The 26,773-nt window shown below is 64.3% G+C and carries 21 protein-coding genes and 3 pseudogenes; 15 read left to right on the top strand and 9 right to left on the bottom strand.

Going from position 1 to position 26,773, the window contains the following annotated elements:
* The first annotated feature begins 26 nt into the window (after positions 1 to 26).
* The 6 genes and pseudogenes from J3E64_RS07175 (at position 27) to J3E64_RS20820 (ending at position 3,568) form a co-directional block, all read left to right on the top strand.
* A complete protein-coding gene (locus J3E64_RS07175) occupies positions 27 to 1,265 on the top strand; it encodes an amino acid aminotransferase (RefSeq protein WP_253341439.1) in 1,239 nt (412 codons plus the stop codon).
* Entirely contained in the window at positions 1,262 to 1,531 is a 270-nt protein-coding gene (locus J3E64_RS07170; protein WP_253341437.1) for an NAD-dependent epimerase/dehydratase family protein, read from the top strand. The genes J3E64_RS07175 and J3E64_RS07170 overlap by 4 nt, the downstream gene beginning before the upstream one ends.
* Positions 1,532 to 1,537: 6 nt before the next feature.
* Positions 1,538 to 1,924, top strand: a complete 387-nt coding sequence (locus tag J3E64_RS07165; protein ID WP_253341435.1) for an SDR family oxidoreductase — start codon at positions 1,538 to 1,540, stop codon at positions 1,922 to 1,924.
* A 23-nt stretch (positions 1,925 to 1,947) separates the two neighbouring features.
* Complete coding sequence (gene hppD, locus J3E64_RS07160) at positions 1,948 to 3,039, top strand: 4-hydroxyphenylpyruvate dioxygenase (protein WP_253341433.1); 1,092 nt, start codon at positions 1,948 to 1,950, stop codon at positions 3,037 to 3,039.
* Positions 3,036 to 3,161, top strand: a pseudogene (locus J3E64_RS07155) (VOC family protein); the annotation flags it as partial. The gene hppD and the pseudogene J3E64_RS07155, both read left to right, overlap by 4 nt.
* Positions 3,110 to 3,568, top strand: coding sequence for a LysR substrate-binding domain-containing protein (locus J3E64_RS20820; RefSeq protein WP_367398610.1), 459 nt, complete (start codon positions 3,110 to 3,112; stop codon positions 3,566 to 3,568). The pseudogene J3E64_RS07155 and the gene J3E64_RS20820, both read left to right, overlap by 52 nt.
* 282 nt (positions 3,569 to 3,850) lie before the next feature.
* Here the strand turns inward: J3E64_RS20820 and J3E64_RS07145 are convergent, their stop codons facing one another.
* The 6 genes from J3E64_RS07145 to J3E64_RS07120 form a co-directional block, all read right to left on the bottom strand.
* Positions 3,851 to 4,555, bottom strand: a complete 705-nt coding sequence (locus tag J3E64_RS07145) for a DUF4386 domain-containing protein (RefSeq protein WP_253341429.1) — start codon at positions 4,553 to 4,555, stop codon at positions 3,851 to 3,853.
* Positions 4,542 to 4,988: a DUF6326 family protein gene (locus J3E64_RS07140; RefSeq protein ID WP_253341428.1), complete on the bottom strand. Its 447-nt coding sequence runs from the start codon at positions 4,986 to 4,988 to the stop codon at positions 4,542 to 4,544. The genes J3E64_RS07145 and J3E64_RS07140 overlap by 14 nt, the downstream gene beginning before the upstream one ends.
* A gap of 320 nt (positions 4,989 to 5,308) precedes the next feature.
* The gene (locus tag J3E64_RS07135; protein WP_253341426.1) at positions 5,309 to 6,064 is read right to left on the bottom strand and encodes an SIMPL domain-containing protein; all 756 of its coding nucleotides are present in this window, start codon (positions 6,062 to 6,064) and stop codon (positions 5,309 to 5,311) included.
* Between the two features lie 16 nt (positions 6,065 to 6,080).
* Positions 6,081 to 7,613, bottom strand: a complete 1,533-nt coding sequence (locus J3E64_RS07130) for a PepSY domain-containing protein (RefSeq protein ID WP_253341424.1) — start codon at positions 7,611 to 7,613, stop codon at positions 6,081 to 6,083.
* On the bottom strand, positions 7,610 to 8,188 hold the full coding sequence (locus tag J3E64_RS07125; RefSeq protein ID WP_253341422.1) for a hypothetical protein: 579 nt from the start codon (positions 8,186 to 8,188) through the stop codon (positions 7,610 to 7,612). Before J3E64_RS07125 ends, J3E64_RS07130 begins: the two co-directional genes overlap by 4 nt.
* A complete protein-coding gene (locus tag J3E64_RS07120) occupies positions 8,185 to 10,446 on the bottom strand; it encodes a TonB-dependent receptor (protein WP_253341420.1) in 2,262 nt (753 codons plus the stop codon). Before J3E64_RS07120 ends, J3E64_RS07125 begins: the two co-directional genes overlap by 4 nt.
* A 285-nt stretch (positions 10,447 to 10,731) precedes the next feature.
* Between J3E64_RS07120 and J3E64_RS07115 the strand changes: the two genes are divergently transcribed.
* Positions 10,732 to 11,019 carry a PepSY domain-containing protein gene (locus J3E64_RS07115; protein WP_367398609.1) on the top strand — a complete coding sequence of 96 codons (288 nt, stop codon included), beginning with the start codon at positions 10,732 to 10,734 and terminating at the stop codon, positions 11,017 to 11,019.
* Here J3E64_RS07115 and J3E64_RS07110 read toward each other — a convergent pair.
* A pseudogene (locus J3E64_RS07110) lies at positions 10,991 to 11,080 on the bottom strand (IS5/IS1182 family transposase); the annotation flags it as partial. The gene J3E64_RS07115 and the pseudogene J3E64_RS07110 sit on opposite strands and share 29 nt — an antisense overlap.
* 85 nt (positions 11,081 to 11,165) lie before the next feature.
* Positions 11,166 to 11,467, bottom strand: a pseudogene (locus J3E64_RS07105) (transposase); the annotation flags it as partial.
* Between the two features lie 220 nt (positions 11,468 to 11,687).
* Here J3E64_RS07105 and J3E64_RS07100 point away from each other — a divergent pair.
* From J3E64_RS07100 to J3E64_RS07090, 3 genes are all read left to right on the top strand, one after another.
* Complete coding sequence (locus J3E64_RS07100) at positions 11,688 to 14,972, top strand: autotransporter domain-containing protein (protein ID WP_253341418.1); 3,285 nt, start codon at positions 11,688 to 11,690, stop codon at positions 14,970 to 14,972.
* A 70-nt stretch (positions 14,973 to 15,042) separates the two neighbouring features.
* Positions 15,043 to 16,872, top strand: a complete 1,830-nt coding sequence (locus J3E64_RS07095) for an autotransporter outer membrane beta-barrel domain-containing protein (protein ID WP_253341417.1) — start codon at positions 15,043 to 15,045, stop codon at positions 16,870 to 16,872.
* Between the two features lie 16 nt (positions 16,873 to 16,888).
* Positions 16,889 to 19,276 carry a serine/threonine-protein kinase gene (locus J3E64_RS07090; RefSeq protein ID WP_253341415.1) on the top strand — a complete coding sequence of 796 codons (2,388 nt, stop codon included), beginning with the start codon at positions 16,889 to 16,891 and terminating at the stop codon, positions 19,274 to 19,276.
* On the opposite strand, the gene J3E64_RS07085 is transcribed toward J3E64_RS07090, so the two are convergent.
* Positions 19,264 to 19,749, bottom strand: coding sequence for an ECF-type sigma factor (locus J3E64_RS07085; protein WP_253341413.1), 486 nt, complete (start codon positions 19,747 to 19,749; stop codon positions 19,264 to 19,266). The genes J3E64_RS07090 and J3E64_RS07085 overlap by 13 nt on opposite strands.
* Before the next feature lie 273 nt (positions 19,750 to 20,022).
* On the opposite strand from J3E64_RS07085, the gene adh reads away from it, so the two are divergent.
* From adh to J3E64_RS07060, 5 genes are all read left to right on the top strand, one after another.
* Positions 20,023 to 21,543: an aldehyde dehydrogenase gene (adh, locus tag J3E64_RS07080; protein WP_253341411.1), complete on the top strand. Its 1,521-nt coding sequence runs from the start codon at positions 20,023 to 20,025 to the stop codon at positions 21,541 to 21,543.
* Between the two features lie 117 nt (positions 21,544 to 21,660).
* Entirely contained in the window at positions 21,661 to 22,053 is a 393-nt protein-coding gene (locus J3E64_RS07075) for a DUF779 domain-containing protein (RefSeq protein ID WP_253341409.1), read from the top strand.
* Entirely contained in the window at positions 22,053 to 23,348 is a 1,296-nt protein-coding gene (locus J3E64_RS07070) for a DUF3422 domain-containing protein (protein WP_253341407.1), read from the top strand. Before J3E64_RS07075 ends, J3E64_RS07070 begins: the two co-directional genes overlap by 1 nt.
* Before the next feature lie 33 nt (positions 23,349 to 23,381).
* On the top strand, positions 23,382 to 24,524 hold the full coding sequence (locus J3E64_RS07065) for an FIST N-terminal domain-containing protein (protein WP_253341405.1): 1,143 nt from the start codon (positions 23,382 to 23,384) through the stop codon (positions 24,522 to 24,524).
* Positions 24,521 to 26,767 (top strand): NahK/ErcS family hybrid sensor histidine kinase/response regulator, encoded by a 2,247-nt coding sequence (locus tag J3E64_RS07060; protein WP_253341403.1) that lies wholly within the window; start codon positions 24,521 to 24,523, stop codon positions 26,765 to 26,767. Before J3E64_RS07065 ends, J3E64_RS07060 begins: the two co-directional genes overlap by 4 nt.
* The last annotated feature ends 6 nt before the right edge of the window (positions 26,768 to 26,773 follow it).

Raw genomic sequence — 26,773 nt, 5'->3', positions numbered from 1 at the left:
GGCTACGCGCACGCAAAGGCTGGAGCATGAAGGTTTCCTCTGACGCATTCGCGGGCCTCCAGTCGCAAAAGCCCGACGCGCTTCTGGCGCTGATCGCGCAGTATCGCGCCGACCCGCGTGCCGACAAGATCGACGTCGGCGTTGGCGTCTATCGCAGCGAAGCAGGCGACACCCCCGTCATGCGCGCGGTGAAGGACGCCGAAGCCGTCCTTCTTTCCGAGCAAGCCAGCAAGTCCTACCTCGGGGCCGAGGGCGACCAGCGTTTCGCGCAGCTGCTATGGCAGTTGGTATCCGGCAGCAACCGGCTCGGCACGCGCTGCTTCGGGCTGCAGACCCCCGGCGGCACCGGGGCATTGCGTGTCGGCGCCGAGTTGCTGGCGCGAGCACGACCGGACGCGCGGGTCTGGATCGGCGAGCCGACATGGCCGAACCACGCGCCGATTTTCCGCGAAGCCGGGCTACAGGTGCGAACCCATCGCTATCTGGGCGCAACCGGCGGGGATATCGATTTCGACGCCATGGTCTCCGCGCTGACGGAGGCGCGGGCCGGCGACATGCTGCTGCTGCATGGGTGCTGCCATAACCCGACCGGCACGCAGTTTTCGCAAGAACAATGGATGGCCCTGGCCGGCCTGTGCCTCCAGCGTGGCATAATCCCCTTCATCGATCTGGCCTATCAGGGTCTTGGCGATGGGATGGAGGAAGATGCGCAAGGCGCGAGGCACATGCTGGCAGCAGTGCCAGACGCGCTGCTGGCTTATAGTTGCGACAAGAATTTCGCGGTCTATCGCGATCGGGTGGGTGCCCTATTCATCCATTCGGGAACCGAGTCATCGTTGGAACTGGCCCGGACCAACGCGCTGACGATTGCCCGCAGCCTGTGGTCGATGCCCCCGGATCATGGTGCTGCCGTTGTCCGGACGATCCTCGATAATCCCGCTCTCCGAACTGACTGGGAGGATGAACTCGCCGACATGCGTCGTCGGCTCCAGATAGTCCGGCAAGGTCTTGCATCGGCTGACCCCCTTCTGGCGCCGATCGCGACGCAACGCGGCCTTTTCTCCCGGCTTCCCATCCATGCCGATGCCATCGCCACCGTCCGGCGCACGCATGGCATCTACATGCCGGCCGATGGCCGGATCAATATAGCCGGCCTCAACCAGACCAATCTCAGCCGTTTCGTGGACGGGGTGCTTCCCCACCTGCCGGGCTACCGGGGCAACAGCGCTTCCGATCCTTCCGCGCCGCAGGAAGTGTCCGCATGAAGCTCATTATCACCGGCGCGGCGGGTGTTCTCGGGTCAGCGACCGCCGCGCTTCTGGAACGGCAGGGTCACGAGGTTGTGCACATCGTTCGCAGCGCTGTTTCCAATCAACCGCGATCGATCGCTTGCGACGATCTCGCCGATGCCGATGCAGCCGAGCGATCCGTCGGCGCGGCCGTAGAGGCCCCGGGCAGTCTCGACCGCGTCCTCCACCTCGCCGGGGCTTTCGATTGGCGACCGGTTGCGCAAGGCAATGCCGACCTGTGACGGGCCTTGTTCCGCAGGAACCTCGAGACCACGCTCAACGTCGTGAAATCGGCGCTCCCATGCGTGGAGGCGAACGGTGCGATCGTGACGATCGGCGCCGCCGCGGCGGAACCGAGCGGTGCCGGTATGGCCCCCTACGCAGCGTCCAAGTCCGCCGTCGCCCGGCTGACCCAGAGCCTCGCGGCGGAACTGGACGAAAGCCACATCCGCATCAACACGCTGCTGCCATCGATCATCGACACGCCGGCCAACCGGGCCGCGATGCCCGATGCCGATCCGTCGAGCTGGACCCATCCCGACGCCATCGCTGAAGTGGCGTCCTTCCTGGTCTCGCCTGCCGCTCGCGCCATCCATGGCGCCCTGATCCCGGTGACCAACGGCGTCGCCAGCTAATGCAACTTCGAGAGGAAGACGATATGCCCCTGTTCGACAACCCCATCGGCCTTGACGGCTTCGAGTTCGTGGAGTTCAGCGCGCCGGACAAGGGCCTGCTGGAGCCGGTCTTCGCCGCCATGGGCTTTTCCCTGATCGCCCGGCACCGCTCCAAGGACGTGCAGCTTTGGCGACAGGGCGGCATCAACCTGATCGCCAACTACGAGCCGCGCAGCCCTGCCGCCTATTTCGCCGCCGAACATGGCGCGTCCGCCTGCGGCATGGGCTGGCGAGTCAATGACGCGGCGAAAGCCTATGCGCTCGCCATCGAGCGCGGCGCAGAGCCGGTCGAAGTGCGTACCGGCCCGATGGAACTGCGCCTGCCCGCCGTGCGCGGCATCGGCGGCTCGATCATCTATCTGATCGACCGCTACGAGGACGAGCGCGGCGGCCTGTCGATCTACGACATCGATTTCGTCTACGAGCCCGGTGTCGATCGGCGCCCGGAAGGCGCGGGCTTCAAGATCATCGATCACCTGACGCATAATGTCTATGGCGGGCGCATGGCCCATTGGGCGCGCTTCTACGAGCGCGTCTTCGGCTTCCGCGAAATCCGATATTTCGACATCAAGGGCGAATATACCGGTCTCACCAGCAAGGCGATGACCGCGCCCGACGGCAAGATCCGCATCCCCTTGAACGAGGAAGGCAAGGCGGGCGGCGGCCAGATCGAGGAGTTCCTGCGCGCTTACAACGGCGAGGGCATCCAGCATATCGCGTTGCTGTGCGATGACCTGATCGCCGCGTGGGACAGGCTCAAGGCGCTGGGCGTGCCGTTGATGGCGCCGCCGCCCGCCACCTATTATGAGATGCTGGATGAACGGCTGCCCGGCCATGGCGAGCCGGTCGGCGAATTGCAGGCGCGCGGCATCCTGCTCGACGGATCGACGGCCGACGGCGATCCGCGCCTGCTGCTCCAGATATTCGCGCAGCCGCAGATCGGCCCGGTGTTCTTCGAGTTCATTCAGCGCAAGAAGGACGAAGGCTTTGGCGAGGGCAATTTCACCGCCCTGTTCCAGAGCATCGAGCGCGACCAGTTGCAGCGCGGCGCGCTCCATGTGGGAGAACCGGCATGACCCAGGCGCCGGAACTCAAGCGCATCCACCATGTCGCCTATCGCTGCAACGACGCGAAGGAGACGGTGGAATGGTATCAACGCGTTCTGGGCATGACCTACACCACCGCCTTCGCCGAGGACATCCGCTGCTCACAGCGCCTGTAACGCCCGAGCGATACGCGGCCTGCAAGCATGTGGTGGCGTCCCGCAGAGGCACCTTCACAGGACCGGTTGACGTCGCTTTGGAGGGACTCGGATTGAATCGGAATGTGGCGGTGGTCGTGCCCGGCTTTGGCGATGCGATGCGCATCGCGGAGCAATCCGATCTGGTGGCGCTGGTGCCGCGTTCGTGTTTTACGATTGGCGACGCTGGTTCGGCACAGATGCACGCGAATTTTGCGAGCTTCAAACTTCCCGTGCCGACCCCTGAAATTGCAATTTCGGCGATGTGGCATCCCCGAATGGACGCAGACGCGGGCCATCGCTGGTTGCGCGGGCTCGTTGTCGAGATTTGCAAACAGAGCGGTCGAGACACAGAAGCTGCGTGATCTCTGCAACGCCCCGTTGCCGAGGGCAAACCGACAGCTTCCCGTAGAGCGAACGGCGGCTCCTCTAACAATTGCCGGCTTTCGGTCATTTTACCCGAGAGCGAACGCCGGATTGTGAGACGTTGCGGTTAGTCTCGCTTGCAATGGTCAAAGTCGATGCCGCGTGTTCAATCGAAGACTCAAGGACTCGAGACCAGCCACGTGGCGGCCATCGTTGCGTGGAGGCGTTGGGTCAACGCTAGGCGAGGGGTGTGATAGGCAACACAGCCGCAGGTCAGGCAGTCAGGAGGCGTTAAGCCCGCCAATCGGGCGGCGCACGCCGAAGATGGTCAGCCATGCCGCAAGAGCCATCTCACCCAGAAGAGGCATCATATTGACGAAGCGGGGGATTGCATGCGCGATTTCGGGCACCATGATCAGCATCAACTTGGTGACGAGATGGCAGGCGCCTCCTACCATCATCAAGGCAGCGACAACGTGCGGCACTTGTCGGCTTCGCATCGCCAGGACGCCGATTAACAGGCAATATATGCCGAAGAAGACCAGGCTCACACCGTAGAGATCGCCATGAAGATCGAGCGAAAGGCCGATCAGCGCAGCGCGCTCATCTGGAGGCAGTCCGGATTCGAGGAGTGCAAGCGGCGCGAGGTGAAAGATGCCTGTAGCTCCAAGGATCGCGATTCCCGTGATACTGAACATAGCGGCGATTGCCGAGAGCTGTCGCCCACCTTCGCGGAACAGGCCGTAGAGCAAGACCGTGACCATGAGATAGCAGATCAACATCGCGACATCGGCGGCTTCGCCCATCCGGTAGAGCGTGAGATTGGCCGAGATTTTCGCGGTGGTGGCACCGGGATCGCCGTGTACGATCACCGCGCCGCGTGTCCCGATCTCAGCAAACAGTCCTGCGGCTATGGTTACAAGATAGCAAAGGCCAGCGAGGCGCGCGTGCTTCTGCGACACCAAGGAACGCTCAGGCGTCGACATTGGCCAAGCCCCCCTTGCTGCGCGGCCATGTCCACGCATAGGTCACGATTGCCAGGGTCAGCACGACTTCGATTGCCCCCAGCGTGAGATAGAAGGGCGGCGCGCCTCCGGACATGGTCAGCAGCATGATGGCCGTGTAACCAATACCGAAAAGCAGGTTGAGCGCGCGGCTAATCCCAGGTGGAAGCAGAAGCGACAGCGCGATCATCAGACCCGGCACGGCCATCATGATCGCGACGAGGATCAGCTTGCCGGGCGTCACCTCCCCGAAGCCCATCCGGCCAGCGGAAACTTCGGCAAGCTTACCGGGAATGTACAAGCCGAAATAGTCGCCATAGACGTAGCAGAACATGACCGACGCCCAGAGGGCCGACAATTTGAGAGGTGCCGGTGTCCGAAACTTTTCGAGCGGCGCTCTGGAACGATCGGTCATGTTGCCCCCTTCTTTGGCAAAATCCTCCGCGTTCAGGCACTCTCCCTTCCGGCATTTGACTATGCTTTTGCTGTCGCGCACACGTCTGCGCTTTCGTTCTATCTCAATAGTCCCGCGAACGGCTCCAAAACGCAACGGGGACGAAGCGCTTGTCCAGGACGAACCTTCGGAACGGCAGCTGTTCGACCATGAGCTGACATTCTCGCCGCGGCCTCGAAAGGTCGTAAATTGGTCGACTGCCGCCGCCCTTTGCCCTGCAAATTTTTCGGCTAAGAAGTGGCGACGGCTCCTCGAATGCCGACAATCGCGATAGCCCACCCTCAGGGTTGGATCGCGTAGACGACCTGTACCTTTACCTGCGTTTCGATCGCGCGGGGTTTCAGTCCGACCGCAACGGGCGGCGGGGGTGGAGGTGGTGGCGGCGCGCTGGCATGCTGCGCCGTGACAACTATATCGTCATACGGGCCGGGGCCATTGAAGTTAAGATTGGACACGCTGAGGACTCCGCCCAGCCTGACGCCCGAGGCGCGAGCGATAGCTTCCGCCTGCAACTTGGCTTCGGCCAGCGCCTGCGCGACACCGCGCCGGCGAATCTCCTTGTCCTCGGCGAGAAAGAAGCGGTCGATGCGGGGATTGGTCGCGCCGAGACGGCCAGCGAGCGACACCATCGTGCCGGCCTCGTTCACGGCCGCCGTGCGAACCTCCATCTGGATATCGGCCGTATAGCCAATGATGGCGCATTCGCCGGTCGACAGGCGCGGATTGCCGTATGTGTTGCGATTGCATTCACGCCCTCGCACCTCGGCTATCCCCATCTGCGCGGCGCGTATGTCGGATCCCGCTGAGATACTTGCCAGTCCCTTCTCGATCACGTCCCGCTTCGCCACCATGGCGCGCACGGCCTCGTCACTGGTCGTGCCCTCGCCATGAACGGAGAAGCTGACAACCGCGCGATCAGGAGGGCTGGGGATCGTCGCGGCGCTGGAGACGATAATCCGGGGGCGCGCATCCTCGCCGGTCTGCGCAATCACCGCAGACGGCATCAACAACGGAAGGACTGAAGCCAAGCGCCGCATAAAATATCTCCATTCGTCAAACGCGTACCGTCAAGTCTCCACGATCGGGCTCGTCGGCGTTCAGTCGGGACATCTTTTTGACCACCGAGATTCTGAGGACAAGGATTGCCAGCAAAATGAACCCGATCAGTGCGAGGGCGCCATCGACGATCAGGGCCATGCTGTCGCCTGTCCCCAGGAAGGTGGGATGAGCCGTGGCCAGGACTATCAACAACGTGCCCGTGATGGCGCTACCGATCCGCGATAAAGTGGCGGGGCGGAAAAGACCGGCGGCAGCAAGAGCGCCGATGCTTATGGCGGCCCACACCCAAATCAACGGCGTGACCGACGACGTAAAAAGTGCCGTGAACGCGGCGCCGGTCAGCGCGACTGGCTGTCCCCAGACGAGGGCGGTCCACACCCGCTCCCACCCGGGTGCGGGCCGGCCCTTGTCCCGCCTGCGCGCCAGCCAGATGGTAACGCCGCCGGCCGCGAGATAGGTGAGCCCGAGGCCCAGCAGAGAACAAGCGATCTTAATGATGCCGCCGCCGAACCAGCCAAAGTGCAGGGGCCCAAGCGAACCCAGTATCTGCTGACCCGCATTGTTTTCAGCTGCCTTCTGCTGATGATAGAGCTTGCCCTGGCGATCGAAAGCATAGCTGTCCGCATTGGCGAGCCGGGACGATCCATCGTCTACCTCGAACATGGCAGCGCCACCCACTTCGGCGGGATGCTCGACCGCGAGATAGCTGATGCGCCCGCGCGGCGCCCGCGCGGCTATCTGCGTGAACATTGGGCGCAGGTCGAGCGGTGGGGCGGGCCGCGCGTCCTCTGCCGGATGAGGGGGCGTGAAGATGGCATAGACCTTGGCCGTGTCGCCCTGGAACACCGCCATTCCGAGCGCGCCGATGATGATGGTGCTGAGACCAAGCAGTGCGCCGGTCAGAGATACGATCAGGTGGAAGGGCAGCCCCCACACACCGATGCGGTTGTGAATGTCGGCCTCCTGCAACCGCCGCGAACCGCCCAGCCGAAGGTGGAACGCGTCGCGAAAGATGCGCGGATGTGCCAGCACGCCCGAGATGAGCGAAGAGAGCAGGGCAACCCCGGCCAGGCCGACGATGAAACCGCCCCAGCTTCGCGGCAGATGGAGATTGATGTGCAGGCGCGTCAGGAACTTCGTCCAGCTCTCGCGAACCTTGCCCGTGATGCGCCCGGAGTTGTCAGCAACCCAGCTTGTCTGGCTCCCATCCTTGGCATCGACCCGAATGGTCGGCCAGGGGCGATCCTCGCTCGGCATGATGATGAGCACATGCTCGACCGGCCCTTCCGCGCGGTCCAGCGCGGTGCGATAGGCGGCCTGGGCAGCCTCCCCGGACATCGTTTCCATATGCTCCGCTGCCGGGTTCTCCCAGCGCTGGAATTCATTGGCGAAAACCGCGATCGTTCCGGTCAGGCATATGAGATACAGCAGCGCGGCAAAGGCAAGGCCGAGGCCGCTATGTCCCTTGAGCACGGCGCGCACGAGATCAGCCGATGGAAAGCCGGTGCCCTTTGTTCCCTTCGTCATGTAAATCCCCTGAGCATGGCTGCGCCGAAGCCGGCAATGGCAGTTCCCACCAAAACGGCTGTCGCGCGCCGGATACGGCTATCGGCCAGGGTCCAGGCCATGGCACCGCCCCAGGCCAGCGGCACGATCAGCCCACCGATCAGGAGCCGCGTCTGCGCCTCGCCCGGCGCCCAGACGGCATAGCTGATGCCCAGGCTCATCGCCGCCACCATGCCGATCGGCCCGGCCAGCGACCAACGCAACGTGGTGCGCCACGCGCTTGGCGCCCGCTCCGCCGGTTCGGGCGCCAAGCCATCCCGCGCCGCGCGACCTGCCTTGGGGGGCCTCATGGTGTAGCCAGAAGCGACCACGCTGAGTCCGGCGACGCCCATCAGCGTGATGGCCGTGAATGTTCCGCGTCCTTTGCCCAGCATTGAGGCGGCAACGATGATCGCGAGCAAGAGCATGCAAAGCCCTGCCCATCGCCACGGCGCCTTGCCGGCCTTGCGGCTCCAGGCGCGGCGCAGCATCCAGGCGCCGGCAGCAGAGCTGCCGAGAATGAGCGCCATCGCGGCGAGGGGCGTTACGGGGCTCAAAAGCCGGCTTCCAGGATGACGCCCACGCTGCGCGGTGCACCGATGACGGCGAAGTTGGTGAAGCTGTTGAGATACTGGTCGTACTTCTCGTCGAACAGGTTGTTCGCGAACAGCGACAGGCTCCAATGCTTGGTCTCGTAGCCGATGCGGGCGTTGACCAGCGTGCGCGCGCCGACCCGGTTATCTGCCTGCGGGATGGCCACGTCCGTGTAGACCGCGCTGCGATAGCTCGCGTTGATATTGGCGTTGAAGCCGCCGCCGAACCGCATATTGGCGCCGCCCGCCAAGGTCCATCTCGGGGCGTAAGGGAATTCCAGGCCCGACAGATCGGTAATGGACCCCACATCGGTCACGAAGCTGTCGAACTTCGTGCGCGTATGCCCGACGCTCGCATACCAGTCGAACGCGGGCGAGACTCGATGCCCCAACTCCAGTTCGAAGCCGTAGAGATGCGACTTGCCGGCGTTGACGGTATGGGTGTCATAGAGACCGTTGCCGAAGTTCGCTGTGGTCTGCTGGTCGGTCCAGTCGATGTAGAAGGCGTTGGCATTGACGGTCAGGCGACCATCGAGCCAGGCAGAGCGCAGCGACAGTTCATAGTTCCAGGTAAATTCCGGATCATAGGGAAAGAGCTGCGATCGGGCGGTGTTGAAACCGCTGCCCCCAGAGCGATAGCCACGCTGCGCGACAAAGGCCGTGGCGATGTCGGGTGTCCAGGCCATTTCCACACCCGCCTTGGGCAGGAAAGCGTTGAAGGTGCGCGTGCCGGCAGGGGCGGAGCCATTGGCATCGGCCACGAGCCCAAGCACGGCAGCATTGACGCCGACGAAGGCTGGCGCCAGCGGGCCATAGTCCGCCGGGTTCGGCAACGTACCGACGAAGCGCGCATTCGCCTCGCCGCCGATCTTGTTGCGTTCGCGATCATAACGGAAGCCGCCAAGCAGCGAGAGCCGGCCGGTCAGCCGATAGCGCGCGTCGGCGAACAGGGCCATCGTCTCGACCTTGGTCGGAAAATCTGACGTGTAATCCACCGGAATGTTGGGTAGCGCGGCGGTGTAGAGGGTCGCGACCTGCGTCGCTGTCTGAGCACCCAATGCGGGGGTCAACAGGTTCGCGATGGTCGGGCCGGGCGTCGGCACCAAGGTCACCTGATGCGAACGCCGATATTGGTCGCGATTATAGTAGAACAGTCCGGCAAGGCCGCTCAGCCGATCGCCTTCATAATTGAGGCGCAGTTCCTGGGTGAATATTTCCGCCCCGCCCGCGATATCGCTGTAGGCGATGCTGGCGGCCGATGAGTCGCCATCATATTTTCGGGTGAAGTCGGTATCGGTCCAGGTACCGAGCGTGCTGAGCGACAGGCCGCCGCCCAGATCATAGCGCAGGTCCAGCGTTACCTGATCGTTGTCGACATCGCTGCTGTTGGGGTAATCCGACGGGTTGGTGCGATTATCGAAATAGTCGGGTACCGTCGCATCGACATAAGTGAAGAGATAGCCACCCTTCGTTTCGAAATGATGGTAGCTCAGGCGCGCCTCAAAACCTGGAAGGGCGGAAGGCGTCCACAGCAGCTTGCTCCTGATCGATGTGGAATCGACCGGGCTTTCCGGTGCATTGCGCGTGACATTGCGGATATAGCCATCCGAATCCCGCTTCTCGGCCGCAACGCGGAAGGCGAGTTCGCCCGGCACCAGCGGGCCGCCCCCAGCGACGGCGAACTGCGAGGTGTCGAAGGAGGAGACCAGCGCGCGGGCCTTCACGGTCCAGTTGAAAGTCGGGTCTTGGGTACGGATATGCACCGCGCCAGCCAGCGCATTGAGACCCTGGATGGTCGATTGTGGCCCGCGGAAAATCTCCACCTGCGCCACATCCCACATGTCGGTGGGTCCGTTCGACAGCACATCCTGCGGCACCGGCGCGCCATCGACGAACACGGTCGCTGTCGCCGCGTCACCACCCCCCGAAACGCCCCGCTGGTCGATGCCACGGATCGAGAAACCCGAGGAACCATAGGTTTCGGACACATTGGCCGTCCGGTTGTAGACGTCCTGGATGGTCAGGATATTTTCTTCGGTCAGTTTCCTTTCAGAGGTCACACTGACCGAAGCGGTCGTCTTCTGCAGGCTCCGGGCCGCCTTTTCGCCGGTGACGATGATCTCATTCTGATCGTCCGAAGATGGTGTTTCGTTCGCCGCTACGGCAGAAGAAGTTGCCAGTGCAGCAAACAGCGACGCGGAAAAAAGATAATGTTGCTTCATAAGGCCCCCGTGAACGGGGATCGCTTAAGCCAATCGTATAATGCGAGTCAATCGCATCTTCAATGTTCGGTTCAGAGGTTTTGGAGCTACGCTGGGGATATGGCCTCAAGGCTGATCCTGGGACATTCTTATCATTCTCTGACTGTATGCCGAAAGGCAGGTGCACGCTCAAAACCTTCAATGGAGCAAAACACCTGATCTTCGCACACAGGCGCGTCAAAATTTCTCCGCGCTATTGAGTGCTCGCGAAGATGCCGCTATCGCGAATAGGTCGCATTAGTAGAAATGAACCGCTTCGTAATGACACGTGGCACCATCCGCGCCTGGTACCTCGTCCATAAATGGACCAGCCTGATCTGCACGCTTTTCCTGCTGATGCTGTGCATCACCGGCCTGCCGCTGATCTTCCACGATGAAATCGACGCGGTGTCTGGCGAGCCGGACCAATCGGCGGCGTCGGGCGCCCCTTCCTCCAGCGACGATCCCGGCCTGAAGTCGCTCGATGCGATGCTGGCTAAGTGCCTGACTCGGAAGTTTCTCGACTGTAGCAGTACCTTGCAGTTCTGCGGGTGAGCATGCGGATGGAGGCGATGGTGGCCCATGCCGTGGATGATGCAATGGTGGTTTCCCAGTCCATGCCATCGTTCACTCCATCTCTCGCAGGACGGCGTGAATCACAACATGCTGGTATTGCTCAACAAATTTCGGAACGGGCTCTAAAAGCTGAACTTCATATCGAGTCCCTCGCGGATTAGGCGGCGGCTTTTTTTGGTATGTCTCTTTCCGCCTTCAGCTTGGCCGGTTCGCGGCGCAGCTGCTCTATCTCCAACTGCTCCGGCTTCATCTGACCGTTGCCGGGAAAGGCCTGCACCGGATCGGCGGAAAACTCCTGAACCCATATGCGCAGCCCATTCTCGTGCATATCCAGACCACGGGCAGTCTGCGCAACAGCAATACCCCGCCCACGGACCCATCTTACCGCCTCGAGCTTGAACGCGCGACTGAACTTCCTTCTCTGCATTCCTGCTCTCCGATAGGTGAAAACGCCTTGTCTCGGTGTCGACCAAACCGGCAGCAGGCATCCGGACGAAAGTTCGCAACAGAGCCGATGATACTAGCCCTGATGGACATCGGCTGTCTCAAATTTAGCCTTATGTATCGAAAAACGGTGATTTGGCCTGATCCCGTTATTCCGTCGATGACGCCTAAGCCTTTTGTCTTGCGACTGAGGGGGTGCCATCATGATATATTTGAAACGATCCGCGTTATTGACGACGGTCGCCTTGTTCGGAATTTCCACCAGTCAGGCCGCGTTTGCGCGGTGTTCCAACAATCTGCCGGCAGATGGCGAAACCGTAACCTGCGATACCTCTGCGTCCAACCCGGACACCGCCGGGATCGGGCCGCTGACTACCGCTGACGCGACCACGCTGCCCCGCAATGTCACTGTGAACATGCTCGCCGGGTCCGCGATTTCGCTCGCCGGTACAACCGGCTTCCCGGTCATCCGTCTGGGCGAGGGCGCGAACGTGACCATGGCCGCGGGCAGCCGCATCACTACCGCCAACGGCGGCGGCATTGGCATCAGTACCACCAGCGGCAGCGCTACCGAGAGTAGCCAGGTCGATATTGCGGGTTCGATCACCGCACGCGGCATCGGCGTCAGCTATTCCGGCCCGGGGGCCAGCATCATGTTGCGTGACGGCGGCAGCATATCAACCAACGCCCAGGGCATCTACCTGACCACTGCCGGCACGGGTCTCATCGATGTTTCCGGCTCGATCTCCATGACCGGCGATGTCGGAGCGGGCACCGGCGCGGTGCAGACGCTGACCGCGACCGGCGGCAATGCCTCGATCCTGCTCGGAACCACCGGCTCGATCACCACCAGCGGGGCCAACGCGCTGGGCATCTTCGGGCAGGGGCCAAGCAATTCGATCACGGTCGCAGGCTCGACCATGACTACGGGCGCGGGGGCCTCCGGCGTCGCCGCGCTTGGCGGATCGAGTTCGGCGACGGCGAACACCATCGCCGTGAACGGCACCGGGCGGATTGATACCAGCGGCAAGGATGCAGCCGGGATCGTGTTCGGCGCATTCGCCGGACGCCTGACACTGGACGCCGGCGCGCAGGTGCATACGAGCGGCACCGGCAATGCCGCGGCGGTCTACTTCCTCGACCAGCCATCTAGCCAGACGCAGGTCACCAATAACGGCAGCCTGATCGCTGACAATACCACCGCGATCCAGGGGCGCGGGGCGGTGGTCGTCAACAATATGGGGACGATCTCGGGTACGACCGGTATCGCTGTGCTCGGGGCCACGGGCTCGCAGGGCACCTTCATCTCCAACCAGGGGACGATCACCGGCACCGGCGGTGTCGCCATCGACATGCGCGCGGCGACGACGAACATGGGCTACACGATCTTCGCCGGCAGCGTAACCAATGGCACGGTTCTGGGCGGTAGCGGCATCAACCGCCTGAGCTTCGGCAACACCGCTTCCGGCGCCGACATGACCTTCGACTGGAGCCTGATCAACAAGGGCGGCGCGGCGCAAGCGGGCGAGCAGTATTTCGGCTTTTCGGTGTTCGACAAGATCGGCGCCAACAAGCTGATCCTGACTGGCGGCGGCGGTACCGGGAGCACTGGCAATTTCTCGCTGTTCGGCGGGACGACAGTTGTGAACGGCGACCTTTCCGGCACCGCCTTCGTCGTCAACGGCGGCGCGCGGCTGGAGGGCACGGGCACGACCGGCGGCCTCACCATGTTCGGCACGCTTTCGCCCGGCGGCGACGGGGCGATCGGCACGCTCACCGTCAATGGCGACCTGACCTTCGTGGCCAACAGCGGCAGCCTGTTCCGGGTCGACATCGGCAACGGGGTCAACGACCGGGTCAACGTGACGGGCACAGCGACACTGGCAGGCAGCGTGGCGGCGTTCGCGACCGGCGTGGTCCTCGAACAGGGCACCTACACATTGCTCAACGCCGCCGGCGGCGTGACGGGCACATTCGCCGCCTTGTCCACGAACCCGGATTCGACCGCGCGACTGACCTATGATCCCAACAACGTCTATTTGGTTCTCGACCAACAGACCGGCATCACAGCGACCGCCTCGACTACGGAAAGCATCGTCTTGCTCGCGCCGACCGCGACGACCAACCGGATTGACACCTTCCAGACGCGGATCATCGGGAAAATCGAGGGCGGACAGCCGCTGTACAACCAGACCTTCACCGAAGCCGTTGCCAGCTCCGCCGTCCAGAACGGCGTGACCGCGGCGCGCGCAGCCATCACCACCGCGGGTGGGCCCGGCGTGATCATCGGCAACCCGGTCCGTACCGCCTCGACCACCACGACGTCGACCACATCGACCACGGTCTATTCGCTGGCGGGCAATCCGACCGCAACGACCAGCGCGGAGATCGTCGTCGGGCCAGGTAGCACGACCATTGGCGCGCGCACCGTGTGCACGGGGATATCGGCGCTGCCCGGCCCGACGGCACCCACATGCAGCGCGGGAAGCGCGACCGCCTACACCGTCAACGCCGGCCAGATAAACACGAACACCAATGTGGATACCGTCTACTCCATCAATCAGTCGCGCACCGACACCGTCACCACCACGCTGAGCGAAACTTACGAACTCACCGGGCAGGTCGCTGCGGTGGGCGAGATCCATGCCGAGGTGCAATCGGGACTGTTCGACCTTGGCGGGCGCATGCTCTCGCGGATCGCGGCGCCAAGGCCGGTGAATGCGGGCTGGGCCGAAGGTTATGGCTTCCAGGTCCGCCAGCGCGGGCGGCGCGATGCCTATGGCTTCGCGGCTGGCGTGAACCTGCAACTGGCGCCGGGTATATCGCTGGCGCTGGGCGCGGACCACGGCAAGCTCGACATTGATGTGCCCGGCGCGCTGGAGAACGGCGACGTCACCCTGACCGAGGGCGCGGCCGCGCTGCAGGTCGAGAGCGGCGGCTTCACCGCGGCGCTTGCGGCAAGTTACGGCAAGGGCCATGCCGAGACCACGCGCACTATCGTCGGTTCCTCCGCCGCGCGCTACGGCATTCGCGTGTCCGGGGCGGCGCTGGAGGTGGGCTACGGCTTTGAGAGCGGGCCGTGGACGCTGCGCCCGGTGGCAGGGATCGATCTGGTCTCGGTCCATTCGGACGGTTTTACCGAAAGCGATACGCTGGGGCTCGTCGTCGGTGCGCAGAAGGCGCACCGCTGGCGCGGATCGGCGGGGCTGGAGGTGGTCCGCAAGGGCAAGGGCTTCGAACTCGCCGCCTCGGCGCGCTACCAGGCGGTCCTGAGCGGAGACGACCGCTCGGTCCCGGTCGCCTTCGCCCTCGCGCCTGCGCGCACGCTCGCCATGAACGCACCCTCAGAGCCCGACAGCGCCCTGATCGGAGCACGGGCCGTGGTGGACCTGTCCGCCCACGCCAGCCTCATGCTGCGCTACGATGGCCAGTTCGGCAGCGGCTACACCAGCCATGCCGGCCTGATCGGCCTCGCCATCCGCTGGTGAGGCGCAGTGCCCGCCGGGGCGCGGCACGAGACGCCCCGGCACCTTTTCCAGACATGAAGGGAGATGTCCCATGATCCGCCTGTCCCGCGCCGCATTGGCGTCCGCAACCGCCCTTGCCGCCCTGACCTGCTCGCTCCCCGCCGCCGCGCAGGAAGCCGCCGACACCGATCCGCCGCCGCTGGTGGTCGGATCGGTGGGGCCGGTGATCTATGGCCCGGACGGACGGCCCTATACGATGAATATCGGCAACGGCACCGAGACGCTGCGGGCCACCGTCGTCAGTTCGGAGCGCGGCCTCAACATCGTCTTCACCGACTTGCGCGATGTCGATCCGGACTTCTTCCCGCGCACACAAATTTCTGCCCCTGGCGGCATCGTGTTCTTGGGTTCGGCGACTTCGCGTTACGGATTCGAGACGGGCGATGCCGGCAGTACGCCCGGTCAGGAAAATTCCACTACGGACGTATTCGGCGGATCGGCGGCATATCGGTTGTTCGAAACGACACGGACAATCACAAGCAATATCGGCGGCGGCATCACTGCGAATGTGCGCGCGGGCGGGGTCATACGTTCCAGCGCGTCGGCACCGGATTCCGTCTCGGCGCAGGCCGCAGCGCTTGATCAGATTGGCGCGCTCTCGCTCCCCGGTCGCCGCCTGTCAGCGGTTGTGACACGCGCCGGTATCGTCGAGGACATCACCGAATTCCGCGTGTCGGCGATCACGGCGCGCGACACCTACGTCGTCACCATCATTACCTTCGGTCCGGCGAACATTATCGTGGGCAAGCGTGGCCGCTGCGACGAATTCCTGACGACTTGCGAAGGCGGGCTTACCTACGCAGTCGGCGACGACGAGACCAACTTCAGCACGTTCTTTCTTGAAGACGTCTACGTCACCCACACGGTGAACCGCACGGTCACTTCCACTGGCACGATCACCATCGACATTCCCTTCGCCGCCTATGGCCGGGTCCATCCCGCAGCGCAGGCGATGGGCTTCCAGCAGTCCGGTCGGTTCCTTGCGCGCCTGCTGCCGGGCGGCGACATGGCGGCGGCGCGGCCACTGGGGCGCGCGGATTCGCGGCTTTCGATGTATCTTGCCGGCATCGCCAGCCGCTCGAACTTCGACGCACGCGGCGGGGTCGCATCGTCTTCGGGCACGTTCTCCGGCGTGACGGGCGGCCTTGCCTGGCGCGCCAGCGACGCGCTGACGCTGGGGCTGGCGGGCGAGGGCGGGCGCTGGCGCTGGCACCTGGACGATCCCGTCCTCCCCGAACGCGCCGACAGCGCGCCAAGCTGGCGGGCGGGCGGCTTCGCGGCGTGGAGCGGCGGGCCATGGCGGATTGGCGCGGCAGGCTTCGGCGGGCGGCAGACGGTGCGGTCGGTCGCCAGCTCGACACTGGGCGGCGGCACATCCACCGCGCGCTACCGCGCCAGCACTTACGGCGCGGGCGTGCAGGCGGGCTATGCCCTTCCGGTTGGCGCCTTCACCCTCACGCCCAGCCTTGGTGCCGACTGGCTCGGCTGGCACAGCCCGGCGGCGACCGAGAGCGGCGGCCTGGCCCCACTTGCGGTCGCTAGGGCCAGCCGCGAACAGTGGCGGCTTCACGCCGGGCTCGCCGCCGATCATGGAGGCGAGCACTGGCTGGTGGGCGCGCATGTGACCGGGACCTATGTCACCGGTGACCGCACCGGCCTCGTCATGGCCAGTGACGGTGCCAGTGCGCCCGGGCGCTTTGGCATCGAGGGACCCTCCGCCAACCGCACCGAGGCAGAGATGGGCGCAGTGATCGGCTACCGATTCGCACCCGGCGTGACGGCGGCGCTTTCGGGCGACGCGCGGTTCGGGCGGCAGGCGCTGACCTATGGCGGCCAGGCCAGCTTGCGCTTCACCTTTTGACCGCTAGGCTTGAGCGATGGCGAGCGAAGCCGATGTCCTGAAGATCGTCGAAGCCGCGCTGGCGCTGGAGGACCAGGCCGCGCGTGCCGCCTTGGTATGTGAGCGCTGCGGCGGAGATGCCGCGCTTCAGGCGCGCGTCGAGACCCTGCTCGCCCGCGATGATACCGATTTTCGGCTGCTGCCGACCGACAGCTTCGCGCGGCCGCTCTCGGTTATCGATGATATCCCCCAACGCATCGGCCCATTTCGGGTGACCGGCGAGATCGCGCGAGGCGGCATGGGGGCTGTGGTCCGTGCCGAACGAGACGACGGTTTGTTCCAGCAGGTCGTCGCGATCAAACTGATCCGCGGCGATATCGCCAGCCCGCGCGCCAAGGCGCGCTTTGCCGAAGAGCGGCGTATCCTCGCCCGACTACGCCACCCCGGCATCGTGCGGATCGTCGATGGCGGCGATGCCGACAACCGCCCCTGGCTGGCAATGGACTTCATCGAAGGCGCTCCCATCGACCAAGCGCTGCACGCCAAAAGTGCAAGCTTGGAAGATCGGCTCTCCGCATTCGAGGCGGTGTGCGAGGCTGTTGCATTCGCCCACCGCCAGCTCGTGGTCCATGCGGACATCAAGCCTTCGAATGTCCTGTTCGATGGTGAAGGGCGAGTCCACCTGCTCGATTTCGGCATAGCCCGTCTGATCGCCGCGCTCGATACTGACGAAGCAGGTGATCCCTATCCGCTGACCAAGGGCTACGCAGCACCGGAACGTGCGGTGGGAACCATGCCAACGGTGGCAAGCGACGTGTTCAGCCTGGGCATGCTGCTGCTGGCGATATTGGACAAGCCGGTGCCGCGCGACGGGACGGGACTGGTCGAAGGCACCCGCCTGCCGCAAGGCATATTGCAGGGCGACCTGGCAGCGATAGCCGGACGCGCCCTCGCCGAACGGCCCGAGGATCGCTACTCCGACGTTCCCGAACTGCTCGAAGACATCCGGCGGCATCGCGACTATCGTCCGGTGCGCGCACAAGGCGATGCGGGCTGGCGCTATCTCGCGAGCCGTTTCGCGTACCGCAATCGTCGTGCTCTGGTCATAGGCTCTGCCGCTGCGGTGTTGCTCTTGGGAACCAGCGTTGTGACGACGGTGCAATACTGGCGAGCCGAACGCGCTCGCGCACAGGCCGATGCCCGCTTTGTCGAGGTCAGGTCGCTCGCGCGATTTCTGCTGTTCGATGCCTACGACCGGTTGGCCGACGCGCCCGGCACCGTGGAGGTTCGCGCCCGCATGGCGGATACCGCACGGACTTATCTCGATCGCCTGCGCACGGTCCCCGGTTCTCCGCCGGACTTGCAACTCGACCTTGCCCGCAGCTATCGCCGCCTGGCGACGATCCAGGGACTGAGCAGCACCGCCAATCTTGGTCGGCCTCGGGACGCGATCGTGTCGCTGCGCAAGGCCGAGGCCTTGCTGGCGCCGCTGGCAAAGGCCCATCCCAACGATCCCGCGATACTGACGGAACAGGGCTGGATCTGGCTTGCGCGCTGGTCGCTCTATTCTGACACTGCGGGCGGCGCTGACAATGACAGGGCTGCCCACGCCTTTGCCCAAGCGCTTGCGTTGCGGCCCGGCGATGCCGAAGCCTTGCTCGGCCAGTTCGTGGCGATGCGCAATCGCGCCTTCGATCTGGAAACGGCCGACCAGCATGCCCGGTCGATCGCGCTGTCGCGGGAGACCCTGTCGGGCCTGCGCAAGCACGTTTTCCCGGCACGCTGGCTGACCGAGGCGAAAATTCTGGAGTTCACGTTGCTTCGCCAGGTTGGCGATGCAAGCTATTACGCGGGGGACCTGCCGGGCGCGCTGGCGACCTATCGCGAAGGCGAGGCGCTGGTTCGGGCACAACTGGCGCAGGGCCCTTCGGTGCGCTGGGAAGGACGATTGGCACAGGCCAGCTACGATGTCGCGAGCACATTGGCGGATGACCTGGCGAAAGAGGGCGAGGCAATGGCGCTGACCCAGCACGCAATCGACCGGCTCAACTCGGTTCGGGCAACCGGCGGGGATGCGGCGCTGGATTTCGGCATGCTGATGTTGCTGGACGAGAAATCGATGTTGCTTCAAGCGATGGGACGCAAGCATGAGGCGGTCGCCGTTTCCAGCGAACAGATCGCCATGCGCGAAGCGCGCCTTGCCGCACAGACGGGCGATGTGACCCGCATGCGTGACCTTGCAGTAGTGCTCGCGGCCCACGGAGAGATGCAGGCCGGGGTCGGTCGCAAGGCCCAAGCCTGCGCGGCTGCCCTACGCGGGCTCGCGTTGCTGGACGCGCTGGCGAAGAACGGCGACCTCGCCGCCCGCGACAACAGGCTCGAATATCCCAAACTAGAGGCCGTGCGCGATCGCTATTGCCGATAGGCGCCGCCGAGTTCCTCAGCGAGCCAAAGCCTTGCGGTCTTCCATTTGCGTTTCACGGTGGGTTCTGAACAGTCGAGCACCTGCGCGATCTCGCTGACCGTCAAACCTACGAAGAAGCGCAGTTCGACGATCTTTGCGAGTTCTGATGAAATACCCTCGAGACGCTCAAGCGCACGGTCGAGCAGGACTATGTCGATCCGGTCAGGCGCTTCAGCCACTTCGATCCAGATATCCGGCGCTTGCCGCTTGGCACGCCTTCGGCTGCGGACGGCATCAAGCATCGCCTGGCGCATGATCCGCGCACCAGTGGCGAAGAAGTGCTGGCGGTCGTTATAGCTCATTGCCTCAAGTCGGACGATCCGCAGCGCAGCCTCGTTGACAAGTTCGGTTGGCTGCAGCGACAGGATCGGGGCATCACGCCGCAACATCCGCGCTGCGGCGGCGCGCAACTCGTCGTAGAGGTCGCTGAGCATCCTCTCCTGCGGCGACGCCATAATATCCTCCCGCCCATGCGTCCGTCCATAAAGCCGACAATCGCCATGCCCGGCAACATGTGTTTGTAGCCGGGCAAGTTAATGCGGGATCAGGCGAACTTCGTGGCCCATCGCGGCAAGCGTGCGAGCCCGGTGATGGGCGCTTGCGCGCCGCCCGTTGCTTTGACGGCGCCTCGGCGACCTAAGGTCTAATTGCCCGATATCCCGTCTGTGCCACCATTCGTCCAACTCAAACTTTCTCGGGAGATGGACATGCTGGAACAGGCAATGGAAAAGTACGCGGGCAAAACGCTGATCCGCGAGCGCTACGACAATTATATCGGCGGCGGGTGGGTCGCTCCGGCCAAGGGCGCCTATTTCGACAATATTTCGCCAGTGACGGGCCAAGTCGTGTGCCAGATCGCGCGCGGCACGGCCGAGGATATCGAGCTGGCGCTGGATGCCGCGCACGCGGCGAAGGACGCCTGGGGCAAGGCCAGCTCGACCGAACGCGCCAATATCCTCCTCAAGATGGCCGACCGGATGGAGGCCAATCTGGATCTGATCGCGCTGGCCGAGACCGTCGACAACGGCAAGCCGATCCGCGAGACGACGCATGCTGATATCCCGCTCGCCATCGATCATTTCCGCTATTTCGCCGGCTGCCTGCGCGCGCAGGAAGGATCGATCAGCGAGATCGACCATGACACGATCGCCTATCATTTTCACGAACCACTCGGCGTCGTCGGCCAGATCATTCCGTGGAACTTCCCTATCCTGATGGCCGTGTGGAAGCTGGCCCCCGCGCTCGCCGCCGGAAATTGCGTGGTGCTGAAGCCTGCCGAGCAGACGCCGATGTCAGTGCTGGTCCTGATGGAGATCATCGGCGACCTGCTGCCCGCCGGCGTGCTGAACGTCGTCAACGGATTTGGCGTCGAAGCGGGCAAGCCGCTCGCCAGCAATAAGCGGATCAGCAAGATCGCCTTCACCGGCGAAACCACCACCGGTCGCCTGATCATGCAATATGCGTCGGAAAATCTAATTCCTGTCACGCTGGAGCTTGGCGGCAAGTCGCCGAACATCTTTTTCGAGGATGTGATGGACGCCGACGACGATTATTTCGACAAATGCCTCGAGGGCTTCGCCATGTTCGCGCTGAACCAGGGCGAGGTCTGCACCTGCCCGAGCCGCGCGCTGATCCAGGAAAGCATCTACGAAAGGTTCATCGAGCGCGCCATCGCCAGGGTGAAGGCGATCAAGCAGGGCAGCCCGCTGGACCCGTCGACCATGATCGGCGCGCAGGCATCGAACGATCAACTGGAGAAGATTCTTTCCTATATCGCTATCGGCAGGGATGAGGGCGCCGAGGTGCTGACCGGCGGCGACCGCGCGGTGCATGACGGTGAACTGTCCGAGGGCTATTATGTGACGCCCACCGTGCTGAAGGGTCACAACAAGATGCGCATCTTTCAGGAGGAGATTTTCGGCCCTGTCCTGGCCGTCACGACCTTCAAGGACGAAGCCGAAGCGCTCGCCATTGCCAATGACACGCTCTATGGCCTGGGCGCGGGCGTTTGGACGCGAGACGGCGCGCGCGCCTATCGCATGGGCCGCGGCATCCAGGCGGGGCGCGTGTGGACCAACTGCTATCATGCCTATCCTGCCCATGCGGCATTCGGCGGTTACAAGCAGTCCGGTATCGGCCGCGAAACCCATAAGATGATGCTGGACCATTATCAGCAGACCAAGAATCTGCTGGTGAGCTACAGTCCCAAGGCGCTGGGCTTCTTCTGATGCAATCGTGGCGTAGGCGCGTTTTTCCTGACGCCTTTGCCGCCGGCGGGTGCCCTTGGGCATCCGCCTTTCCCGTTAAACCTTCGTCCGCGAGGGAGAGGTGAACGGAGGTTGGGCATGATTGACATTCCCCCGCGCATCCTGACCACTTCCGTGGCCGACGCTCTTATTGCGGGTCTGACGGCCGTCCACGGGCCGCTGATGTTCCATCAGTCGGGCGGCTGCTGCGATGGTTCCGCGCCGATGTGCTTTCCGCGCGGTGAGTTCAGGGTCGGGGCGCAGGACGTGCTGCTGGGGCATGTTGCGGGCGACGTGCCGGTGTGGATCGGCGCGGCGCAGTTCGATTATTGGCGACACACCCAGATCACCATCGACGTCGTGCGGGGTCGGGGCGCGGGCATGTCGCTGGAAAGTCCCGAAGGCGTACGTTTCATCGTGCGGTCGCGAATCTTCACCGACGAAGAGGACAAGCGTCTGGCGGCGGCGGGCCAGCCGCCACGCGGGAGGTGATGCGCTTTGCCGAACATCCCGAGCGGCGCCATGTTGTCGGCGAGATGCATCTACGCCGCTTCCCGCGCCTGGCCCTGCCGGCGCAGGCGATCCAGTTCGCGCGGCTGCTGGACGATGAGGAGCGGCGGGCCGAAGCGCGGGCGCTGGCGGATTCGCCGGCGGAATGGCTGGTCGATGACGCGCGACATCGGGAAAGCCGCTGGTCCGACGATGTCCGCATGTCCTGGGAGCGCCACAGCGAAGCCAGCACCGCGACGCTCACGCTGAAGGGGGAAGCGGCCTTGCCGCTGCTCTGGACGCATCCGGACGATCAGGAGCGCGGCCGCGCCATCGCTTGGGTGGAGACGCTGCCGGGCCGCGTCATCCGTGCGACCCACGTCATGCTCGTGGCGGACGAGGCCGCCGCCGCGCCGCTGGTCGAACAGGCCGAATTCCGCGCGTCGCATCTCGTCTCCTGCCATGTTGCGGGCGGAGCCCGGATGTGGAGCGACTTTCGCATTCACGACGACGGCTATGGCCGGCTGGTTATCGCCGCAAACGGGCTGGAGCCGGGCGACCTTGCCCGATGCGTGCAACGGCTGCAGGAACTGGGCAATTACCGCAACATGGCGTTGCTGGGGCTGCCGGTAGCGCAGGCGGGGTGGGCGGCGATCGATGTGATCGAGCGGCGGCTGGAGGATACGGCGAGGCGTCTGCATGGCGGCGAGCAACGCGACGATGATATGCTGGCGGACCTGTCGGCACTGACCGCGACCAGGCTGGCGCTGGCCGGGGACTGCGATTTCCGCTTGAGTGCGACTGCCGCCTATGCACAGATCGTCGCTGACCGACTGATGGAACTGGACGCTCACCCCATCGCCGGCTTTCCGTCGCTGCCCGATTTCATCGGTCGCCGCTTCCATCCGGCGATGCGGACCTGCTCCGCTTTTTCCGCGCGGCTGCGCCTGGTCGGGGAGCGGATGGCGCAGTTCACCGCGCTGCTTCGCACCCGGATCGAAACGCATATCGAAAATCAGAATGCGCGGTTGCTGGTTTCCATGGATCGCAGCGCCCGTATGCAGCTGCGGTTGCAGCATCTGGTCGAGGGATTGTCGGCGGTCGCGATCGGCTATTATGCCCTGGGCCTGCTTTCATACATGCTCAAGGCCGTGGAGAAGGTCGATCATCGCTTCCCCGCGACGCTGGCGCTGGGCGTCGCGGCGCCGGTGCTGCCCGCGCTGATGTTTGTCGCCATGGGACGGCTGCGAAGGCGAGTCATTTCCCGGGATGACAAAGGCGCGGAAAAAGGCGCATAAGCTGAAGCAAACACAATAGAATGGGATCGGGGGATGGCTGTTCTGGCATCGGAAATCGGCTTCGCATCGAGCCACGCGACGGAACCGGAGCGAGCCATGGCCGAGATCGCCGCGCGTGTCGGCAACGAACCGCTGGCGGGCATGCTGATCTTCTGCTCGCACCGCTTCGACCGGGCAGGGCTGGCGCGGGCAATCAATCGGCATAGCGATGGGATCGTGACGATCGGCTGCACCAGTTCTGGCGAACTGACCGAGCGAGGTTATGACCAAGACAGCATCAGCGTAATAGGCTTTCCCGCGTCCGGCTTCCATCTGACGTCGCACTGCTTCGAAGATATCGACCATTTCGATCCAGTCGCCGCGCGACAGACGGTACGGCATCTCGCCGCCGTGGCCGATCGCGACAGTCGGCGTCTGGGCGACATGGTCAATCATGTCGCGCTGTTCCTGGTCGATGGCATGTCCCATCGGGAAGAATTGCTGACGATGACTATCCAGGATGCGCTGGGCGACATACCGCTGATCGGCGGCTCGTCCGGCGATGGCCTGGCCTTTCGCGAAACGGCCATCTTCGAGGGCGGGCGTTTCCATGGTCAGGGCGCGGTGGTCGCGATCCTCTCCACGCCGCGCCCTATGCATGTTTTCAAGGCGCAGCATTATCGGCCGAGCGTCGAACGGATGGTGGTGACCGGCGCCGATCCGCAGGCACGGGTCGTGACGGAGATCGACGCGGAGCCAGCGGCGCGTGAATATCTGAGGCTTGCCGGCCATGCCGGTGAGGCGCTGGGCGTCGAATTCTTTGCCGCACATCCGCCGATGGTGCGAGCCGGCGGCGACTATCATGTACGATCGATCCAGAGCGCCAATGATGACGGCAGCCTGACCTTCTACTGCGCGATTGACAAGGGGATCGTGCTCGCGGTCGGCGAGCCGATCGATCGCATCGCCGGCATGGAGGCGCTGTTCGGGGATCTGCGTGACAAGGTCGGCCAGATCGATCGCATCCTGGCGTTCGACTGCGTGCTTAATCGCATCGATGCCGAGCAGCGGCAGATCGGCCGGCAGGTGTCGGAGCTGTATGCGCGTAACCGCGTCATCGGCTTCAACACCTATGGCGAGCAATATCATGCGCTGCACGTGAACCAGACCTTCAGCGGCCTTGCGATCGGGCGATGAACGACCTCGCCCCTGGCTTTGGAAACCCGGACGCCGAGGACCTGCGCAACGAGGTGCGCAAGCTGAGGAAGATCAACGCCGCGCTGATGGACAGGGTGGAGCGGTCCAGCGACATGGCCGGCAACGCCTTTTCGATGTTCGAGACTGCTATATCGCTCGAAGCCATGGTGCGCGAGCGGACGATGGAACTGGAGGACGCGCTGCGGCGGCTGGCCAAGGCCAATGCCGACCTCGCCGAAGCCCACGCCGCCGCCGACGCCAACCGGATGCGCCTGCGAGACGCGATCGATTCCATCAATGAGGGTTTCGTGTTGTTCGACGCCGAGGACCGGCTCGTGCTGTTCAACGAAGCCTATCTGGGCTTCTGGCCCGAGATCGCCGATCAGGTGCGGGAAGGCATGTCCTTCGACCAGATCGCCAAGCTGGCCGCCAGCCATAATCAGCCGCGCGGCACGCTGGTGGGGCGGGACCGCTGGGTGTCCGATCGGCTCGCCCGGCATAGCGTCGCGGACGGCGGTCATGTGCAGGCGCTGGCCGACGGGCGATGGGTTCAGATCAACGAATTGCGCACCAGCGAAGGCGGCATCGTCGGCATCTATACCGACATCACCGAGGCGAAGGCGGAGGACGCGCGGGAGCGGGCGCGGGAACTGGCCGAGCGCAACATCGTCCTGCAATCGACGCTCGACAATCTGTCGGAAGGCGTTTGCCTGTTCGACGCGCAGGGGCGGCTGGCGGCCTGGAACGAAGCATTGCAGCGCCTGCTGACCCTGCCGGAAGACTGGAGCATGGGTCTCGCCACCCATCAGGCGTTGATCGGCTGGTGCCGGGAGACGCTGGGTATGGAGGATGACGGTTGCCTTGACTGGCGGGGCGAAAGTCTGTGTGGCGAGCGGGTACATCGGCTGGTTCGGTGCGGCGCGCGCAGCTTCGAGGTGCGCAGCAATGCCATGGAGCAGGGTGGGCAGGTGATCGGCTTCACCGACGTCACTGACATGCTGCGGGCTCAGAGCGCGCTGCGGGAGACGGCCGAATCGCTGGAGCGGCGGGTCGCCGAGCGCACGGGCGAACTGGTCGCGGTCAACCACCAGTTGGCCGCCGAGGTGGCGGAGCGGCGCGAGATCGAGGCGCAATTGATGGATGCGAAGACCGCCGCGGAGAAAGCCAACCTGTCCAAGACCAGTTTCCTTGCCGCCGCCAGCCATGATCTGCTGCAGCCGCTCAACGCGGCGCGGCTGTTCGTCGCGGCGTTGGGCGACCGGCGGCTGGCGCTGCCGACGCGGGCGCTGGTCAGCCAGACATCGACGGCGCTGGATTCGGTTGAGGATCTGCTGGAAGCATTGCTGGAAATCAGCCGGCTTGACGCCGGCGCAATCCAGCCTGAAATCAGCGATTTCCGGCTGGATCGGATGCTTGAAGCCTTGCGGGTGGAGTTTGCGCCGATGGCCCGATCCTCGGGGCTGACGCTCAGCTTCGAAGCGGAACCGGTCTGGGTCCGCTCCGACATTCGCCTGCTGCGACGGATCTTGCAGAATTTCCTGTCCAACGCGTTGCGCTATACCCAGCGCGGATCGGTGACGTTGCGCTGTCTGGAAAGCGCGACGGGGGTCCGGGTCAGCGTATCCGATACCGGCCCCGGCATCGCCGCCGACAAGCAGCCGCTGATCTTCGAGGAGTTTCGCCGGTTCGACAACCGGCAGGGCGGCAAGGGCCTTGGCCTCGCCATCGTCCGCCGGGCGAGCGTCATGCTGGGGCATGCGGTGACGGTGGAGTCCACGCCCGGTCAGGGATCGACCTTCTCCATCGACCTGCCGCGCGGGGCGGTGGTGATGGACGAGGCGGCGCAGACCGACGGCCCGGGCCGGGACCGGGGCATGCGCGGCCTGAAGGTGCTGATCGTGGACAATGAGAAGTCGATCCAGAGCGGGATGCGGACCTTGCTGGAAGGCTGGGGGTGCGCTGTGTCGACGGCGACCGGGTTCGACGATGCGGCGCCGCGGTTTCCGGACGGCACGGCGCCGGACGTGATGCTGGTCGATTATCATCTGAACGATGGCGAGACCGGCGATGTGGCGATCCGCCGGCTGAACGATCATTTTGGGGACGCGGTACCCGCGATCATCATTTCCGCCGACCGGGGCGAGCCGCTCAAGATGCTGCTCGACGAGCGTGGGATTCCGGTACTCAACAAGCCGGTGAAGCCCGCCCAGCTTCGGGCCTTGTTGCGCACGATGGTGCGATAGGACAGC

The sequence above is a fragment of the Sphingobium sp. OAS761 genome (genome assembly GCF_024168485.1).
Lineage (GTDB): Bacteria > Pseudomonadota > Alphaproteobacteria > Sphingomonadales > Sphingomonadaceae > Sphingobium.
The sequence above is the reverse complement of the archived record's forward strand: the minus strand, read 5'-3'. Positions and strand labels throughout refer to the sequence as shown.

Bases quoted from the DNA above. Each gene is read 5' to 3' on its own strand.
- J3E64_RS07170 (WP_253341437.1), top strand. From the start codon at position 1,262: ATGAAGCTCATTATCACCGGCGCGGCGGGTGTTCTCGGGTCAGCGACC.
- J3E64_RS07120 (WP_253341420.1), bottom strand. From the start codon at position 10,446: ATGAAGCAACATTATCTTTTTTCCGCGTCGCTGTTTGCTGCACTGGCA.
- J3E64_RS07115 (WP_367398609.1), top strand. From the start codon at position 10,732: ATGAACCGCTTCGTAATGACACGTGGCACCATCCGCGCCTGGTACCTC.
- J3E64_RS07130 (WP_253341424.1), bottom strand. From the start codon at position 7,613: ATGACGAAGGGAACAAAGGGCACCGGCTTTCCATCGGCTGATCTCGTG.
- J3E64_RS07145 (WP_253341429.1), bottom strand. From the start codon at position 4,555: ATGTCGACGCCTGAGCGTTCCTTGGTGTCGCAGAAGCACGCGCGCCTC.
- J3E64_RS07085 (WP_253341413.1), bottom strand. From the start codon at position 19,749: ATGCTCAGCGACCTCTACGACGAGTTGCGCGCCGCCGCAGCGCGGATG.
- J3E64_RS07090 (WP_253341415.1), top strand. From the start codon at position 16,889: ATGGCGAGCGAAGCCGATGTCCTGAAGATCGTCGAAGCCGCGCTGGCG.
- J3E64_RS07075 (WP_253341409.1), top strand. From the start codon at position 21,661: ATGATTGACATTCCCCCGCGCATCCTGACCACTTCCGTGGCCGACGCT.
- J3E64_RS07100 (WP_253341418.1), top strand. From the start codon at position 11,688: ATGATATATTTGAAACGATCCGCGTTATTGACGACGGTCGCCTTGTTC.
- J3E64_RS07060 (WP_253341403.1), top strand. From the start codon at position 24,521: ATGAACGACCTCGCCCCTGGCTTTGGAAACCCGGACGCCGAGGACCTG.
- hppD (WP_253341433.1), top strand. From the start codon at position 1,948: ATGCCCCTGTTCGACAACCCCATCGGCCTTGACGGCTTCGAGTTCGTG.
- J3E64_RS20820 (WP_367398610.1), top strand. From the start codon at position 3,110: ATGGTATCAACGCGTTCTGGGCATGACCTACACCACCGCCTTCGCCGA.
- J3E64_RS07065 (WP_253341405.1), top strand. From the start codon at position 23,382: ATGGCTGTTCTGGCATCGGAAATCGGCTTCGCATCGAGCCACGCGACG.
- J3E64_RS07070 (WP_253341407.1), top strand. From the start codon at position 22,053: ATGCGCTTTGCCGAACATCCCGAGCGGCGCCATGTTGTCGGCGAGATG.
- J3E64_RS07135 (WP_253341426.1), bottom strand. From the start codon at position 6,064: ATGCGGCGCTTGGCTTCAGTCCTTCCGTTGTTGATGCCGTCTGCGGTG.
- adh (WP_253341411.1), top strand. From the start codon at position 20,023: ATGCTGGAACAGGCAATGGAAAAGTACGCGGGCAAAACGCTGATCCGC.
- J3E64_RS07175 (WP_253341439.1), top strand. From the start codon at position 27: ATGAAGGTTTCCTCTGACGCATTCGCGGGCCTCCAGTCGCAAAAGCCC.
- J3E64_RS07140 (WP_253341428.1), bottom strand. From the start codon at position 4,988: ATGACCGATCGTTCCAGAGCGCCGCTCGAAAAGTTTCGGACACCGGCA.
- J3E64_RS07095 (WP_253341417.1), top strand. From the start codon at position 15,043: ATGATCCGCCTGTCCCGCGCCGCATTGGCGTCCGCAACCGCCCTTGCC.